Genomic DNA, 14,996 nt, shown 5'->3' with positions numbered 1-14,996 from the left:
ATGTACCGGTTTGTACTGGGAAAAATTTCCACCCTGTGCGCGGACCCGCTGGCGTCAACGCTTGCAGATAAGGCACCTCAGGGTGCACGACAGGCCTCCTGGCTGGCTGGCCGGACGCTGCTCGCCAGAACATTATCCCCTCACCCGCTCCCCGACATCATTTACGGCGAGCAGGGGAAGCCGGCTTTTGCGAAGGGGGATCCGCTGTGGTTCAACCTGAGCCATAGCGGTGATGATATCGCCCTGCTGATGAGCGATGAAGGCGAAGTGGGCTGCGATATCGAAGTGATTCGCCCCCGCAAGAACTGGCAGGCGCTGGCCAACGCCGTTTTCAGCCTGACAGAGCATGACGAGCTGGAGCGTGAAGCGCCCGAGGAACAGCTTTCTGCCTTCTGGCGTATCTGGACGCGCAAAGAAGCGATTGTGAAACAGCGCGGCGGCAGCGCCTGGCAGATTGTCAGCATCGACAGCACGGCGCAGTCGCACTCGGTCAGCCAGCTGCAGCTCGGTTCTCTGAGCCTTGCCGTCTGTACCTCGACCCCTTACACCCTGACCACCGAGTCGATTATTCACGTCGGGGCAGGAAAATCACCAGTACACCCAGCATAATCAACGCGACGCCCAGCAGCCCATGCCAGGAGAAGTGCTCCCCCCAGCCGGGCAGCAGGATTGCCGCGCCCCACACCAGGATATAGCTGAGGCTCAGCAAGGCATACGCTTTGCTGAGCGCCATGCGATGCAGCGCCAGATACCAGCAGCCCATGGAGGCAACGTATCCCGTTAACCCCAGCAGCAGCGCGCCCGTGCCGGACGAAACGTGCCACAGCGCGGAGATAAACGTCAGAAAATCGCTGACCGGCGGCAGAGCCTGCATGGCATCGCGCAGCAACAGCTGTGCGGCGCTGACTAACAGCACGCTGCATAACGCCCAGAACGCGCCTTTCACAGGCTTCCTCCCAGCACGATAATCCCCATGATAATGAACCCGACCCCCAGCCAGTGGTGCACAGCAACGTGCTCGCGCCAGAAGACCTTCGCCGCCAGCGTCACCCAGACAAAATTGAGGCTCAGCATAGGGTAAGCTACGCCGACGGGCAGGCTCTGCAGCACCACCAGCCAGACCAGCATTCCGCAGCCCAGTGCCAGCATCGCCAGGCCAAGCCACAGCATGATGTGCGCGCCACGCCGTCCGCCTTTCGCCGGACGGGTAGCCTGTTTCTGGCACAGCTGTCCCGCGCAGCTCAGCAGGCTTGCCAGTATGAGCCAGGTCCAGGTCATCACTTCGGCAGATACTCCAGCAGGGCCAGACGCCCCTGGATATAGAGATTGTCCGGCTGCGGTAAATTCGCCTCTGCAATATCGTCACGTTTAGACAGCAGCATCACCAGCGACACGCTTCCCTGCTTACGATGCGTTGCCAGCCACTGCGCGAAGTCGTCTTCACTGACAAAGCGATCTTTCGCATCGGGATAATCCAGCCCGTAGCGCAGCTCGCCGCTCTGAGCAAACAGCGTGATGTCACTGCGCTTCAGCTCCCACGCCAGGCCCGCGGCCACGCCAACGTTATTGGTCAGCACAAAGCGGCTGCCCTGTAGCGGCTCGCGCACGGTATCCACCAGCGACTGCGGCTGTTTGGAATCCACCACCAGGTTCGGAATGGCAAAACCAATCAACAACGCCAGACCCGCAGGACACAGCGCCGCCAGCCACCAGCGCCGCTGGCTCTGCCGCAGCGTAAACCAGCCTACCGCGCCCCAGATGAGGAACGCCACCACCGCGCAGAAGACTTTATACAGTTCGACCGACGTCCAGACCGGATGCTTAGCCAGCCCCCACGGCGAGACCGCCAGCGCCGCCACCACGCCGATAGCGCCAAACGCCAGGTTAATGCCGCCGTTAATGCGCAACGCTCTGGCCCCTTTTTCCGCCGCGAGGCAGGCATAGCGCGCCATCAGGATAGCCAGCGGGGCAAAACAGGGCAGGATATAGGTCGGCAGCTTGCCTTTAGCGATGCTGAAAAACAGCAGCGGCATCACCACCCACCCCAGCAGGTAGAACCCGCCGCCCGCGTTTTGTCTGTCATTCCAGCCAAGACGCAGCGCGCCTGGCAGCAGCGCCAGCCACGGCAGGCTGCCCGCGAGCAGGAACGGCAGGTAATACCAGAACGGAGCTTTATGCTGCGCGTCGCTCTGGGCAAAACGCTGAATATGCTCAACCCAGAAGAAGTAGCGCCAGAAATCAGGCTCGCGGTGCGCAATGGCCAGCCCCCACGGCAGAACAATCAGCACGCAGCTCAGGACCGCGAGCCAGCCAAAAATCAGCACCTCTTTCCAGCGCTTTTGGGCAATCACCCACGGCAGCACGCCGATCACCGGTACCGCCAGCGCCAGGAAGCCTTTGGTCATCACCCCCATGCCGCAGGCCAGCCCAAGCAGCACATAGCCGCCCGCTTTTCCGACCACGGTGCGCGCCTGTGAGGCGAGCCAGAAGCTGCACATCGCCGCCACCAGCCACAGGGTGACGATGGGGTCCAGCACCGCATAGGTGCCGATGCCATACACCAGGAACAGGGTCAGGAAGATCAGGCCGGAGAAAATGGCCGTACGCTTATCCCGCCAGAGACGCCAGGCCATCCAGATCACCAGCAGCGCCGCGAGCCCGGTGGAGAAGATCGACCCGGCGCGTACGGCAAAGTTCGTGTGCCCGAACAACCATTGTCCGATAGTGTTGATCCAGTAGCCGGCAATCGGCTTTTCAAAGTAGCGCAGCCCGAGGAAATGCGGGACAACCCAGTCACCCGATGCCAGCATTTCGCGGCTGATTTCCGCATAGCGCGTTTCATCAGGCTGCCAAAGCAGGCGAATATCGACCGGAATGAAGTAATAAACGATAAACAGTGCGAAAAGCGCTACGCCATAACGGGCTGTTTTCATGGGACCGGACTCACGGTTTGTTGATAGCCAAGCCAGCCTTCCCGGCCAGCCAGTTCATTACGGACGACTTTACCCACGGGCAGGGTGCTGAGGTCGTCCGGCAGCAGCTCGCTCAACGGGCAGAATTCGATGCCCTCCCGAGCGGCCATGGCCAGCAGTTCGTCGAAATCACGCTGATACGCAATCCCTTCCACTTCGGCATGGATGGTATAGACCGGCGTTCCGGCGTCACGATGGATGCGGTCCAGAATGTAGCGATTAAATGCTTCCGCCTTCACCTCGCGCCCCACCACTTCATCCCACGTAGGAAGCGTGACCGGAATCTGCACCGTACCGTAGCGATTTTCGCCCAACAGCGGCAAAAACGGCCCGGTTCCACGACAGTCGCTATTGTAGCGAAACGCGAAATGCTCTTTGGCTTTGACCACCCGCTGGTCGGCACGCCATCCCGCCACGGCGGAGCAGCGCACGGGCTGACCGATGATGGCCTCAAGCTCCAGCATTCCACGCTCGACCTCACGGGACAGGCGCGGGATATCCCAGACGCCCGCCCACGCCTGCCAGGCGTGATGATCCCAGGCATGCAGGCCGACCTCGTGTTGCTGCGCCGCCGCGCGGATAACCGCTTCATTACCCGCGCCGATGCGTCTGCCGGGCCAGGCGGTGCCGGCCAGCAAAATATCCCAGCCGTAGAGGGATGCCGCGCGCGAGCGCAGCATTTTGAACAGAAATGCCGGTTTAACCAGACGCCATAAATGGCGTCCCATGTTGTCAGGCCCCACGCTGAAGAAAATGCTGGCACGCACGCCGTGCCTGCTCAGCAGTTCCAGCAGTCTGGGCACGCCGTCACGCGTTCCCCTGAAGGTGTCGACATCAATGCGTAAACCGACTTTTTTCATGAGGCCTGTTCCGATAGCTCCACGGTGCGCAGGAAGAAGTCGAGCGTTTCATCAATGGTCTGCTCCATCTTCACCGTCGGCGTCCAGTTCAGGCAGCGCTTCGCGTTGCGGATGCTTGGCTTACGGTGCTCGACGTCCTGGTAGCCCTTTCCGTAGTAGCTGCTGCTTTCCACTTCGCGGAAACCGGCAAACGGTGGGAAGCGATCGCGCAGCGGGTGGCGCTCAAAGCTGGCCAGCAGCATCTCGGCCAGCTCGCGAATGCTCGCTTCGTTGTCCGGGTTACCGATGTTGATGATCTCACCGTTGCAGCGGTTATCTTTGTTCTCAATGATGCGGAACAGGGCTTCGATACCGTCGCTGATGTCCGTAAAGCAGCGTTTCTGACTCCCACCTTCAATCAGCTTGATAGGCGAGCCTTCGACCAGGTTCAGGATCAGCTGGGTGATCGCGCGGGAGCTGCCGATTCGCGCTGCGTTCAGGTTATCCAGACGCGGGCCCATCCAGTTAAACGGACGGAACAGGGTAAAGCGCAGACCCTCTTTCTCGCCGTAGGCCCAAATTACGCGGTCCAGCAGCTGCTTGGAGACAGAGTAGATCCAGCGCTGCTTGTTGATCGGCCCGACCACCAGGCTGGAGGCATCCTCATCGAAGTTTTTGTCGGTACACATGCCGTACACTTCAGAGGTGGACGGGAAGATGATGCGCTTGTCGTATTTCACGCAGTCGCGGATGATCTTCAGGTTCTCTTCGAAATCCAGCTCGAACACGCGCAGCGGGTTACGGGTGTACTCGATTGGCGTGGCGATGGCGACCAGCGGCAGCACCACGTCGCATTTTTTAATGTGATATTCGATCCACTCGGAGTGAATGCTGATATCCCCTTCCACAAAGTGGAAGCGCGGGTTGTTGAGGAAACGGCTGATGGCGTCAGAGCCGATATCCAGACCGTAAATCTCGTAGTTATCGTCTTTGAGCAGACGTTCGGTCAGGTGGTTCCCGATAAAGCCGTTCACGCCGAGGATTAGCACGCGCGTGCGGCGCTTGATGGCAACCACCGGCGCGCTGGTGATCAGCGCCCCAGCCACCAGCCCCAGAGACTGCGCCAGCTGCGTGCCCTGAACGTACAGGCCGTTGTCGGTCTGCCCGGTGACGATCTCCAGCGCCTGCTCGCCGCAGCTCACAATCAGCGGAGAGACGGAGACGACGGTGCCCGGCTTAGCGGCCGGGATATCGTCACGCACGCGGGATTTCCAGACGATAAATTTGCTTACGCCCGCAAAGCTGTATGCGCCCGGCCACGGGTCGGTCACGGCGCGCACCAGGTTGTGCAGCTGGCGGGCGGGTTTATTCCAGTCCAGGCGACCATCTTCCGGCGCGCGGCGGCCAAAGCAGCTGGCCTTGCTTTCGTCCTGCTCGGTCTCGCTGAAGGTGCCGTTGAGGATGGCTGGCAGCGCGTCACGCAGCAGGCTTTGCGCCGCGGTGCAGAGTTTCTGATGCAGCTCAAGCGCGGTTTCATCCGCGTCGATTGCCACGCGCTGCTGGGCGACGATGGCCCCGGCATCCGCGCGGCGCACCATGCGGTGCAGCGTCACGCCCGTTTCCGTTTCGCCGTTGACCAGCACCCAGTTCAGCGGCGCGCGTCCACGGTAGGCGGGCAGCAGAGAGCCGTGAAGGTTAAACGCCCCTTTTGCGGCCAGGCCTAAGATCTCGTCGCAGATCAGGTTGCGATAGTAGAACGAGAAGATGACATCAGGTGCGAGGGCGCGGATGCGATCCACCCACAGCGGGTGGTTGACGTCGTCCGGGGCATACACCGGAATACCGCGCTCGGCGGCGATACGCGCCACGGAGCCGAAGAAGTGATTCTCTCCCGCCGCGTCCGGATGGGTAAAGATTGCAGCAATGTCATAGCCCGCTTCCAGCAGGGCCAGCGTGCCCGCGCACCCCATATCGTGATAGGCAAATACAACGGCTTTCATGGGTGGTTTTCCTCTTGAGATGCTTTGTGTTCCTGACGGACAACACGTTGAATAAAGTAGCGCGGACGTGCGCGAACATCGTTATAGATACGGCCTATGTATTCACCGAGCAGGCCCATTCCGACGAACTGGGCGCCGATGAACATAAACAGCACGGCAAAAAGCATGAAGACCCCTTCCGCCGCCCACTGCGGGCCAAAGACCAGCCTCAGCACCACCAGCAGGACGGACAGCGTAAAGCCGGCCAGGGCGATGATGCTGCCGAACACGCTCAGCAGGCGCAGCGGCGTGGTGGTCAGGCAGGTGACGAGGTCGTACATCAGGTTGATGAGACGCATAAAGCTGTACTTCGATTCCCCGTGCTCGCGCTCGGCATGCAGGACCGGAATTTCCGTTGCCTTGCGGGCAAAGGTGTTGGCGAGGATCGGAATAAAAGTGCTGCGCTCATGGCAGTGCAGCATGGCGTCGACAATATGGCGGCGGTAGGCGCGCAGCATGCAGCCGTAATCGCCCATTGCTTTACCGGTGGTGCGCTGAATAAGGCGGTTGATGGTGCGTGACGCCAGCTTGCGGAACAGGCTGTCCTGGCGGTTCTGACGCACCGTGCCGACCACGTCATAGCCTTCGTCGGCTTTCGCCACCAGGCGCGGGATCTCCTCCGGCGGGTTTTGCAGATCCGCGTCCAGGGTGATAATCAGATCGCCCGTAACGTGGCTGAACCCGGCCATAATGGCGGAGTGCTGGCCATAGTTACGGTTAAGCAGCACGGCGACAATATGGCTGCCTTCGGCCTGGGCGGCTTCGGTCAGCATCAGCGCGGAATCATCGCTGCTGCCGTCGTCCACCAGCAAAATTTCATAGGCTTTGCCCAGCGTATCGCAGGCTGCCGTGGTGCGGCGGATCAGCTCGGGCAGGCTCTCCTGCTCGTTATAAACAGGGATGACCACAGAAACTTTTTGTACAGGCGGTGCGCTGAACATATCAATGTCCTGCAAGCTGATGGAGCGCGGTAATGACGCGGGTTGTGTCGTCATGAGTCATGTCCGGGAAAAGAGGGAGAGAACAAATACGCGCGCTGTTCCATTCCGAATTCGGAAGCGATACATCAGGAAAACGCTCGCGGTAGTATTTTTGGGTGTGCGCCGCGCGGAAATGAAGGCCGGTGCCGATGCCTTGCTCCTTAAGCGCCGCCATTAGGTTGTCGCGTGAGATCCCGCAGCGCGCTTCATCAACGCGAATAATAAACAGGTGCCAGGCGTGAACGTGTGGCCATGACGGAATGCTCAGCGGCTGGAACGGCGTATCGGCAAGCTCGCGCAGGTAGCGTTGCGCGATTGCCTCGCGGCGTAGGTTGGCCTCTTTCAGCTTACCCAGCTGTACCAGCGCCAGCGCGGCGTTGATATCTGCGAGGTTGTACTTAAAGCCCGGGGAGATCACTTCGGCCTGCGGCGCGCGGCCGTGCGTCTGGCGGTCATAGGCATCCACGCCCAGGCCGTGGAATTTCAGGCTGCGGATCCGCGCGGCAAGCCGGGCGTTATCCGTGACGACTAAACCACCTTCCGCGCAGGTCATGTTTTTGATGGCGTGGAAGGAAAAAATCGCCGTGCCTTTCCAGCCCACGTGACGGTTCTTGTAGTACGTTCCGGCGGCATGGGCCGCGTCTTCAATCACCGGAATACCGTGACGTTCACCGACGGCATGAATGGCGTCGATATCACACGGCGCGCCGGCGTAATGCACGGGAATAATCGCTTTGGTACGCGGGGTAATGGCGGCTTCAACCGCTTCCGGCGTCACCATCAGTGTCTCTTTGTCCACATCGATCATGACCGGCGTGGCGCCCAGCAGCACGATCATATTCAGCGTGGAGACCCAGGTTTGGGAGGGGGTAATGACCTCATCGCCCGGACCAATACCCAGCGCCATCAGCGTGACGTGCATGCCCGCCGTCGCCGAGCAGACGGCAATCGCGTGCTGGTTCCCCGTCATCTGACAAAATGCCGCTTCAAGTTCCTGATTTTTAGGCCCGGTGGTGATCCAGCCGGAGGTTAAAACCTCCTGCAACGCCGCTAATTCCTCACTACCCATCGACGGGCGGGAAAAAGGCAAAAAATCACTCATCATTAATTTCCTTGCAATAAGAATGGCACGCGCTTGATATTAACCAATTACTTTTTCGTTTATTTCAACGAACCATAAACTCATATCAAGGTATCGTTCATTTCTTAGGGAAAAATTAAGATGCGTAATTAAGATGTAACCAAATCAATATTAATCCATTTATAAACAATAACTTATGTAATTATGAATTATTTATTTCGTGATCAAACTCAATTTTTACAAAATGTTATTTTAAACCGAACATCAACAAACAAAAAAAATCCCGGTTATTTCTGTAAAAGCAGAAATAACCGGGAACTTTTCTTTTTAGTTAATTGTCGCGCTTATTTTAAGTTATCGGGAAAGTTTTTCGGTAACTCGCTGGCTGCACAGGCAATCACGCTTTCGTTGTTCGCACCGCAGTCGCGTACAAAGGTGATGGTGGCAAATTCGTCAATCACTTCTGTTGGATATGCCGGCCCCGCATCGCGATAGCTGTTCATCAGCGGAATATGGTCGTTCTGGAAGCAGACGGTTTTTTCCGGGTTGTTCATGACCCAACGCGGGAAGAAGATGGTGCCGTGGAACAGTTTGTCGCCCAGGTTCACAATCAGGCTAACGTCCGTACCGGTTGGCTCGGTCCAGGAGATTTTATAGATGCTCTCCCCTACCCGCACGATGTAAGCCTGCTGATCTTTAACCCAACGGTTCGCCACCAGACCGCTGTGAATACGGTAGTCGAGAGTAGTCTCGTTTTTGACGTAAATTTCGTAATTCCAGCCGTTGTCATAGGTATAAACCAGATGTTTGCCAACGAAGCCGCTTAAGTCGTGTTTGTCGAATGTGTTCATAAGATGTCTCCTTCGTTTTGATGAGACGATCTTAAGCCTTCAAAAAATGAATGAATAACGCTATGTTTTAATCAAATTCATCCAAATTTTAGATAAATTATGCACAAGACGACGCTGGAACAGTGGGCTTTACTGGAAAAAGTGGTGGATGCGGGCAGCTTTGCCAAAGCTGCAGAAGAAACCCACCGCAGTCAGTCCTCGGTGAGCTATAACCTGTCGCTGCTGCAGGAGCGGCTGGGCGTGGCGCTGCTGGCGCCGGAGGGGCGCAGGGCGGTGTTGACCCCGGCCGGAGAACTGCTTCTCGGCCAGGTGAAACCGCTGCTGAAAGCGTTTTCGTATGTCGAGACGCGCGCGGCGACCCTTCGTAACGGGATGCGCACGCGGCTGGACCTGGTGGTGGACTCGATTTTCCCACGCCGCCGCCTGTTCGCCATTCTGCGTCAGTTCCAGCAGCAGTATCCGCAAACTCAGGTCCGCCTCACGGAGGTGCTGGAAAATACCCGCGCCGATGCCATGAACAACGAGGCCGATGTGATGGTTTTAACCCGCCGCCAGGACATTACCGGGCTCGGCGAATGGCTGATGAACATTGACTTTGTCGCCGTGGCGCATCATCAGCATCCCCTCTTTAGCCTCGACGCGCCGCTGAATGATGAGATGCTGCGCCCGTGGCCGCTAATCCAGATTGCGGACAGCCAGAACGCCGCGCGGTCTGCCGGCGAGTCGTGGACGTTCTCGACCATCGACGCTGCCATAGAGGCGGTCGTCTCGCAGGTCGGCTACGGCTGGCTGCCAGAGGAACGCATTCAGCCCCAGCTGGAGCAAGGCGTACTGAAACTCCTCCCGCTGAGCCACGGCGTTCGTCGGGCCACGCCGCTGCATCTGATAGTGAAGCGCACCCTCGCCCCGCTGGATGAGCAGGTTGAAACCCTGCTGCGCCTTTTTAGCCAGGAGCCGTCATCATCACCTGCTACGCTTTAAGGTCCGAACGTTAAAACGATAAGGAGCTGATGATGAAAATCGACTTTGCGGGGAAAGTGGCCCTGGTCACCGCCTCAACCGGCGGGATCGGGTTTGCCATTGCCAGAGGCCTGGCAGAAAGCGGCGCGGAAGTGATCGTTAATGGCCGCAGCACCGACTCGGTGAACAAAGGTATTCAGCAGCTACAGCAGGTTGTGCCTGGCGTGCAGGTGCGTGCAGCCATTGCCGATCTCAGCACCGCGGAAGGGGTTGAATCGCTGCTGAAGGTCGCGAGCGACGTCGATATTCTGGTGAACAACGCCGGGATTTACGGCCCGCAGGATTTCTATGGCACCGACGATGAAACCTGGGAGCGCTACTGGCAGACCAACGTGATGTCCGGCGTGCGCCTCTCCCGCGCCCTGCTGCCGGGCATGGTGAAAAAAGGCTGGGGCCGCGTGGTGTTTATCTCCTCCGAGTCAGCCTGCAATATCCCGGCAGACATGATCCACTACGGGGTGACCAAAACGGCACAGCTTTCGCTGGCGCGCGGGCTGGCGAAGTTCGTGGCGGGAAGCGGTGTGACGGTGAACAGCGTGCTGCCGGGCCCGACGATGTCCGACGGTTTCGCTGAAATGATGAAAGATGAGATCGAGAAAACCGGTAAATCGCTGGAGCAGCTGGCGAAAGAATTTGTCATGACCAACCGCCCCAGCTCGGTTATCCAGCGCGCCGCCACCGTTGAAGAGGTGGCTAATATGGTGATTTATGTCTGTTCGACGCAGGCCTCCGCCACCTCAGGCGCGGCATTGCGCGTCGATGGTGGCGTGGTGGATGACATTATTTAATGTCGTCAGGCGGCGCTGCCCGCGACACGACGGGCGGTAATGTAACGATCCTGCCAGTAGTCATCAGTCAGGGTTGAGACCGTTACGCCCTGGCTGCTGGAGGCATGAATAAACTGGCTGTTACCGATATACACGCCAACGTGCCTGCGGTTCGGTCCCGTCTGGAAGAAGACCAAATCTCCCGCCTTCAGACGGTATTGCGCTACCTGTACACCACGATGGATCTGCTCACTCGTCGTGCGCGGCAGATAAAGATGCGCCGCATCGCTGAACAGATGCTGCATAAGCGCGGAGCAATCCACTCCGCGGTGCGTGGTGCCGCCCCACTGATAGTGAGTCCCTTTCCATTTCTGGTATTGATCCAGTATCCGGGAGCGGAGTGGGCCTGTCTCCTGGTGAAGCAGGGCCGACTTCACCGGCGATTCCGCAAATGTGCTATCGGCGGAGATCATCGATGCGGGCAACTGAAAACTCAGTGCGGAAAACGAAGCAAAACTTAACGTGAGGATTGAAATAAGCGATCTGAATGTCATATCTAAACAGGAGCTAAGAGTGAATTTATCCTTACCTGTGGGGGCCAACGTTCCCCCGAAATATCTTTCGATGTGGCGATAATATAGACTGCTCACTTTTTCACCAATCATTATTGAGGCCAAAATTGGACTCACTTTCAGATCGCAAGATTGAGAAAAAAAAAGGTGGTGATGTAAGGACTGTTCAGATAAAGCAGGTAAACTGATCGACAGAATGTGTAATTCAGCTAAGACGTATTTATGACCAATATGATTGCCGACGAGACGGTGGCGAAATCCAGCGTGCTCTCTGTCTTTGACTTTGACGGGACGCTCACGCACCACGACAGCTTTATCCCTTTCCTGCGTTTTGCCTTTGGGAAACGCTACTTTGCGGGTCGTCTGGTGCGCATGGCGCTGCCCACGCTCCACTGCGTGCGCCGCAAGCTGACGCGTGATGAGCTGAAGGAAGTGCTGATTAAAACGTTCCTGACAGGCGTGGACGAACACTGGCTACGCCAGCAGGCGGAAGCCTTTTGCGAAAAATACTGGAACAAGCTGATGCGCCCCGAAGGGGTTCTGGCGGTGGCGGCTGAGGTGAATTCCGGCGCGGAAGTGACGATCTGCTCTGCGTCGCCGGCGCTGGTGCTCCAGCCGTGGGCGGACAGGCTCGGCATTAAGCTGATTGGCACGCAGCTGGAAGTGAAGGACGGCAAGCTGACGGGACGCATTACGGGCAATAACTGCCGCTGCGCCCAGAAAGTGGCGAGGCTGGAGAAGGTGTATGGCGATCTGAACGACTATCATCTGCGAGCCTGGGGCGACACCCGCGGCGACCACGAACTGCTGGCCGCGGCGCAGGATCCTCACTGGCGGCACTTCCATCACCCACGCAAGCGCCGGAATTCACCGATTAAGGGTTAGGTGCGGTCTGTTGCCCTCACCCCAGCCCTCTCCCACAGGGAGAGGGAGAAAAGCGGTGCATCAGGCCTCACGTTTCCCCGGGAACAATACGCTCGCAATAATCCCCAGCGCCAGCACACCTAACACCACAAACAGGCTGGCCGTCGCGCCAATGCTGTAACCGTGGTGCCAGAAGTGATCGGTCGCATTCAGACCCAGCTTGAACGCCACGAAGAACAGCAGCAGCACCACCGCTTTCTCCAGGTGCACCAGATACTGCTTAAGCGCTTCCAGCACAAAGTAGAGGGTACGCAAGCCGAGAATGGCGAACATCATGGCGCTGTAGATAATCAGCGGCTCGCGGCTTACCGCAATAATCGCCGGTACGGAGTCAAACGCGAACATCACGTCAGAGAGTTCCACCACCGCCACGCAGAGCAGCAGCGGCGTTGCGTAGCGCTTCGCCTTCTTCACGCGGCCAACCGTTACGTCCTGGTTTTCCGGCTTTTCAAGCTCCGCATCGACCTCTTTCTGCGTCAGGATAAACGCGTTGCTGCTGATTTTGGGCCAGACGGGATAGAAGCGTTTCACCAGGCGATAGGCAAGGTGACCCGAGTAATCTTCCACTTCGTCACTCTCTTCATTGCGCTTGAGCATCATCACCGCCGTCCAGCCGACGACCAGCGCAAAAATAACCTCCACGTAAGGCCCCAGGCTCAGCAGGCTGGTGCCGATCGCCACGAAAATACCGCGGAAGACAATCGCCCCCAGCACGCCCCAGTAGAGCACACGGTGACGGTACTTATCCGGCACGCCGAACCAGGCAAAGATCGCCATCATCACGAACAGGTTATCGATGGAGAGCACCTCTTCCAGCGCGTAACCGGTGAGGAACAGGCTCGCCATCTCGGCGCCGTGGTGGATGTACAGAAAACCGGCGAAGGCCATCGCCATCGAGAACCAGAAAACGGACCACATGGCCGCACTTTTCAGCGAAACAGGTTTATCGTGACGGTGCATGAAGAGGTCGATAAACATCGCCCCAACGGCCATCACCACAAAGACAACAACGGTTTCAGTCGGGAAACCGAGATGAGCAGAAGCCATGAATCTATCCTTAACCTTCATCTGCGCGCTGGCAGAGGCAACGTTTGCAACAAAAAAAAGAAAACGCCCGTATCACCGGGCAAGAGAATAATAATAACACTTCTTGACGCCAGCCCGGCAATGTAAATGTGATGTTAAAAGTGCCAGGATTTCTCTTACGTCTTCCGGGAAGGCAACGTGTTCTTCCGGAGATTATTCTTTCATTATTATGAAAGTTTTATTATCTGAGCTGACCCTGACATTCGGTAAGTAGTAAATAAGCCGTAAAATTCTCACACTGAATTGCTGATAAAACCCTGATAAAAACAACTTAACTCATTGATTTTAAAGCCACCAAAGACAAATCATGACGTTCTCACTTTATTTTTTTTAAACGCTTGTTAACCTGACCCAGAAAAATATTCAGACTTCTTGTAATGGAAGTTTTTCACATGGACTGGTAAGCGATGATGAATATCCACCTTAATGTTTCATATTAGCGGAATATCCACATCCCGTGACCACAACAACGCTTTCGAGTGACTAACCCGAAATAATACTGTTCTACCTTTTACACACTGAGGAATATTTTAAAAATGAATAAATCCGTTATTACCATGGGATTTTTATTGGCTGCAATTGCCAGTCCTTCCAGCCATGCAGCGCCAGGTAAAGGCGCAGGGACCATTGAATTCACGGGTATGATTACCGCGAGCACCTGTGATGTCGATATTAACGGTCAGGGGGGGAACCCAACGATCGATATGGGTACCATCTCGTCTTCAGCATTTAAAGAAAAAGGTGACGTTGCGGGTATTCACCGTATCCAGATAGAACTGTCTAACTGCGATACCGCCGTCCTTAAATCAGCCGGAGCACGATTTGGCGGTGCCTATGATGCTAATGATAATAATCTGCTCGCGCTTAAAACCGGTGGCGACGCCGCAACGGGTTTGGGTATTGAATTCCTGAATGAAGATGGAACATCGTTAAAACTGGGCGACAACCCGAATAAATTTGTTCCTATTACCGGTGATGGCACCGCGGGGGCAGCCACCCTGCTGTATTCAGCCCGTTATAAATCATCCCTGGATGCTGTGACCGCCGGTAAGGCAGATGCGGTTGCGGATTACACCATTATCTATAAATAAATCATTCAACTCAGTTCCGGGCAATGAATAACAGCCCGGAACGCAAGGACGTTTTATGTTAAGGAAACGCTATCTGACGCTGCTGGCTCTGCTCTTTGGCTCTTGTATGTCACACGCCAGTGTGACCTTATCCAATACGCGGGTGGTATATCATGCGGACAAGAAAGAGAGCAATATTACAGTCAGAAATAATACTGCCAGCCCGTTCCTGGTACAGAGCTGGGTACAGGGCAAAGATTCACAGGGCACCAAAGCCCCGTTTATTGTGACGCCACCGCTTTTTCGCATGGATGCAGGTAAGTCCAACGCGCTCCGTATTATCTATAACGGCGCGCCTTTACCGCAGGATCGCGAGTCGCTTTTCTGGATCAACGTAAAATCGATCCCCTCCTCTTCCAGAGAGGATATTAATAAACTGCAGATAGCGGTAAATACCCGGATCAAATTATTTTATCGTCCGTCAAATTTAATGGATGAACCCACGGATATTAGTAAGAATGTGCAATGGTCTGTTAAAAATAACGAACTCATTGTACGCAACAACTCGTCTTATTACATTTCCTTTGCGGAGGTGAAGATCAATAACAAAGCATGGTCAGAGATTGACATGCTCGCGCCTAAAAGCAGCACAACATTCACGCTCAGGAACACGCTTTTGAAAAACAATGCCACCGTGCAATGGAAATATATCAATGATTATGGCGGCAACAGCCAGTTAATCACACAAAAAATAGAATAACGATTTTAAAACAATAACCTCACAGGGGTATTTTT

General features: G+C 56.4%; 16 protein-coding genes. 6 read left to right on the top strand and 10 right to left on the bottom strand.

The window, feature by feature from the left end:
- Entirely contained in the window at window positions 1–609 is a 609-nt protein-coding gene (acpT, locus tag IM303_RS15320) for a 4'-phosphopantetheinyl transferase AcpT (protein WP_028014714.1), read from the top strand.
- Here the strand turns inward: acpT and arnF are convergent.
- The 8 genes from arnF to IM303_RS15280 all read right to left on the bottom strand — a co-directional run bounded on the left by arnF (window position 566) and on the right by IM303_RS15280 (window position 8,762).
- Entirely contained in the window at window positions 566–946 is a 381-nt protein-coding gene (gene arnF, locus IM303_RS15315) for a 4-amino-4-deoxy-L-arabinose-phosphoundecaprenol flippase subunit ArnF (RefSeq protein WP_028014715.1), read from the bottom strand. The two genes, acpT and arnF, sit on opposite strands and share 44 nt — an antisense overlap.
- On the bottom strand, window positions 943–1,278 hold the full coding sequence (gene arnE / locus IM303_RS15310; protein ID WP_136344124.1) for a 4-amino-4-deoxy-L-arabinose-phosphoundecaprenol flippase subunit ArnE: 336 nt from the start codon (window positions 1,276–1,278) through the stop codon (window positions 943–945). The genes arnF and arnE overlap by 4 nt, the downstream gene beginning before the upstream one ends.
- Entirely contained in the window at window positions 1,278–2,933 is a 1,656-nt protein-coding gene (gene arnT / locus IM303_RS15305) for a lipid IV(A) 4-amino-4-deoxy-L-arabinosyltransferase (protein WP_192987438.1), read from the bottom strand. Before arnT ends, arnE begins: the two co-directional genes overlap by 1 nt.
- The gene (gene arnD / locus IM303_RS15300) at window positions 2,930–3,832 is read right to left on the bottom strand and encodes a 4-deoxy-4-formamido-L-arabinose-phosphoundecaprenol deformylase (protein ID WP_028014718.1); all 903 of its coding nucleotides are present in this window, start codon (window positions 3,830–3,832) and stop codon (window positions 2,930–2,932) included. Before arnD ends, arnT begins: the two co-directional genes overlap by 4 nt.
- Window positions 3,829–5,811, bottom strand: coding sequence for a bifunctional UDP-4-amino-4-deoxy-L-arabinose formyltransferase/UDP-glucuronic acid oxidase ArnA (arnA, locus tag IM303_RS15295; RefSeq protein ID WP_193360060.1), 1,983 nt, complete (start codon window positions 5,809–5,811; stop codon window positions 3,829–3,831). Before arnA ends, arnD begins: the two co-directional genes overlap by 4 nt.
- Window positions 5,808–6,791 (bottom strand): undecaprenyl-phosphate 4-deoxy-4-formamido-L-arabinose transferase, encoded by a 984-nt coding sequence (gene arnC, locus IM303_RS15290; RefSeq protein ID WP_041911876.1) that lies wholly within the window; start codon window positions 6,789–6,791, stop codon window positions 5,808–5,810. The genes arnA and arnC overlap by 4 nt, the downstream gene beginning before the upstream one ends.
- A 1-nt stretch (window position 6,792) precedes the next feature.
- A complete protein-coding gene (gene arnB, locus IM303_RS15285) occupies window positions 6,793–7,932 on the bottom strand; it encodes a UDP-4-amino-4-deoxy-L-arabinose aminotransferase (protein ID WP_193360076.1) in 1,140 nt (379 codons plus the stop codon).
- A gap of 323 nt (window positions 7,933–8,255) precedes the next feature.
- Window positions 8,256–8,762, bottom strand: a complete 507-nt coding sequence (locus tag IM303_RS15280) for a phenolic acid decarboxylase (protein ID WP_028014722.1) — start codon at window positions 8,760–8,762, stop codon at window positions 8,256–8,258.
- A 99-nt stretch (window positions 8,763–8,861) separates the two neighbouring features.
- Here IM303_RS15280 and IM303_RS15275 point away from each other — a divergent pair, with 99 nt between their 5' ends.
- Together IM303_RS15275 and IM303_RS15270 are read left to right on the top strand one after the other, a co-directional pair.
- Complete coding sequence (locus IM303_RS15275; RefSeq protein WP_059357265.1) at window positions 8,862–9,743, top strand: LysR family transcriptional regulator; 882 nt, start codon at window positions 8,862–8,864, stop codon at window positions 9,741–9,743.
- Window positions 9,744–9,775: 32 nt separating this feature from the next.
- On the top strand, window positions 9,776–10,570 hold the full coding sequence (locus tag IM303_RS15270; protein WP_028014724.1) for an SDR family NAD(P)-dependent oxidoreductase: 795 nt from the start codon (window positions 9,776–9,778) through the stop codon (window positions 10,568–10,570).
- Window positions 10,571–10,575: 5 nt separating this feature from the next.
- Here the strand turns inward: IM303_RS15270 and IM303_RS15265 are convergent, their stop codons facing one another.
- Entirely contained in the window at window positions 10,576–11,103 is a 528-nt protein-coding gene (locus tag IM303_RS15265) for an NlpC/P60 family protein (RefSeq protein ID WP_028014725.1), read from the bottom strand.
- 240 nt (window positions 11,104–11,343) lie between these two features.
- On the opposite strand from IM303_RS15265, the gene IM303_RS15260 reads away from it, so the two are divergent.
- Window positions 11,344–12,006: an HAD family hydrolase gene (locus tag IM303_RS15260; protein WP_028014726.1), complete on the top strand. Its 663-nt coding sequence runs from the start codon at window positions 11,344–11,346 to the stop codon at window positions 12,004–12,006.
- A gap of 60 nt (window positions 12,007–12,066) precedes the next feature.
- Here the strand turns inward: IM303_RS15260 and IM303_RS15255 are convergent, their stop codons facing one another.
- Complete coding sequence (locus IM303_RS15255) at window positions 12,067–13,092, bottom strand: TerC/Alx family metal homeostasis membrane protein (protein ID WP_045259396.1); 1,026 nt, start codon at window positions 13,090–13,092, stop codon at window positions 12,067–12,069.
- A gap of 575 nt (window positions 13,093–13,667) precedes the next feature.
- Here IM303_RS15255 and IM303_RS15250 point away from each other — a divergent pair.
- Both IM303_RS15250 and IM303_RS15245 read left to right on the top strand, forming a co-directional pair.
- The gene (locus IM303_RS15250) at window positions 13,668–14,222 is read left to right on the top strand and encodes a fimbrial protein (protein WP_182034955.1); all 555 of its coding nucleotides are present in this window, start codon (window positions 13,668–13,670) and stop codon (window positions 14,220–14,222) included.
- A gap of 55 nt (window positions 14,223–14,277) precedes the next feature.
- Window positions 14,278–14,961: a molecular chaperone gene (locus IM303_RS15245; RefSeq protein WP_041911869.1), complete on the top strand. Its 684-nt coding sequence runs from the start codon at window positions 14,278–14,280 to the stop codon at window positions 14,959–14,961.
- Window positions 14,962–14,996: the final 35 nt, after the last annotated feature.

The organism is Enterobacter cloacae complex sp. P38RS (genome assembly GCF_014930775.1).
GTDB lineage: Bacteria > Pseudomonadota > Gammaproteobacteria > Enterobacterales > Enterobacteriaceae > Enterobacter > Enterobacter bugandensis.
The sequence above is the reverse complement of the archived record's forward strand: the minus strand, read 5'-3'. Positions and strand labels throughout refer to the sequence as shown.

Excerpts from the sequence above, each read along its gene's own strand:
- acpT (WP_028014714.1), top strand. The coding sequence starts at position 1 with ATGTACCGGTTTGTACTGGGAAAAATTTCCACCCTGTGCGCGGACCCG.
- arnE (WP_136344124.1), bottom strand. The coding sequence starts at position 1,278 with ATGACCTGGACCTGGCTCATACTGGCAAGCCTGCTGAGCTGCGCGGGA.
- arnT (WP_192987438.1), bottom strand. The coding sequence starts at position 2,933 with ATGAAAACAGCCCGTTATGGCGTAGCGCTTTTCGCACTGTTTATCGTT.
- arnD (WP_028014718.1), bottom strand. The coding sequence starts at position 3,832 with ATGAAAAAAGTCGGTTTACGCATTGATGTCGACACCTTCAGGGGAACG.
- arnA (WP_193360060.1), bottom strand. The coding sequence starts at position 5,811 with ATGAAAGCCGTTGTATTTGCCTATCACGATATGGGGTGCGCGGGCACG.
- arnC (WP_041911876.1), bottom strand. The coding sequence starts at position 6,791 with ATGTTCAGCGCACCGCCTGTACAAAAAGTTTCTGTGGTCATCCCTGTT.
- arnB (WP_193360076.1), bottom strand. The coding sequence starts at position 7,932 with ATGAGTGATTTTTTGCCTTTTTCCCGCCCGTCGATGGGTAGTGAGGAA.
- IM303_RS15280 (WP_028014722.1), bottom strand. The coding sequence starts at position 8,762 with ATGAACACATTCGACAAACACGACTTAAGCGGCTTCGTTGGCAAACAT.
- IM303_RS15275 (WP_059357265.1), top strand. The coding sequence starts at position 8,862 with ATGCACAAGACGACGCTGGAACAGTGGGCTTTACTGGAAAAAGTGGTG.
- IM303_RS15270 (WP_028014724.1), top strand. The coding sequence starts at position 9,776 with ATGAAAATCGACTTTGCGGGGAAAGTGGCCCTGGTCACCGCCTCAACC.
- IM303_RS15265 (WP_028014725.1), bottom strand. The coding sequence starts at position 11,103 with ATGACATTCAGATCGCTTATTTCAATCCTCACGTTAAGTTTTGCTTCG.
- IM303_RS15260 (WP_028014726.1), top strand. The coding sequence starts at position 11,344 with ATGACCAATATGATTGCCGACGAGACGGTGGCGAAATCCAGCGTGCTC.
- IM303_RS15255 (WP_045259396.1), bottom strand. The coding sequence starts at position 13,092 with ATGGCTTCTGCTCATCTCGGTTTCCCGACTGAAACCGTTGTTGTCTTT.
- IM303_RS15250 (WP_182034955.1), top strand. The coding sequence starts at position 13,668 with ATGAATAAATCCGTTATTACCATGGGATTTTTATTGGCTGCAATTGCC.
- IM303_RS15245 (WP_041911869.1), top strand. The coding sequence starts at position 14,278 with ATGTTAAGGAAACGCTATCTGACGCTGCTGGCTCTGCTCTTTGGCTCT.